Here is a 366-nt window from a genome sequence, read left to right as displayed (position 1 = left end):
TCCCATCTTGGAACTGCACCAACAAAGGGCGCAACGAGAGATCGAGGCTCGGCATCGGGTCACTCGTCCCGAGTTGCGCGCCGAGTGACCCTTGGCGTACTTTGGCGCTCGAACTGATCATCCGGTTTCGTGTCTGGCCTGACATAATCGGTGACAAATGTCCCATCCCAGAGAGTCGAGTCTGCTTTTGGCAACCCACAATCGCCCCCTCTCCACCACGTTGAGCGATTACGCGGATCGGCTTTACCAGATTGAGATAGCTCTTGAGACGCTGCAGCAAAGTGCTGGTCCCCACAGCGGAATTGTTGCGCATGTTGCCCGCAGCGTCGGCTCCGCCTTCTCCATCGCCCGCTCTGCAGCAGCCGT

Annotated in this window: 1 protein-coding gene; it reads right to left on the bottom strand. The window is 58.7% G+C overall.

Annotation, left to right across the window (positions count from 1 at the left end; genetic code table 11):
• On the bottom strand, positions 1–366 hold a 366-nt coding region (locus tag DMG62_00830; protein ID PYY24899.1), incomplete at both ends, for a hypothetical protein.

Source organism: Acidobacteriota bacterium, from assembly GCA_003225175.1.
Taxonomy (GTDB): Bacteria; Acidobacteriota; Terriglobia; order Terriglobales; family Acidobacteriaceae; genus Gp1-AA112.
Note: the sequence above shows the minus strand (reverse complement) of the source record. Positions and strands in the feature narration are given on the sequence as shown.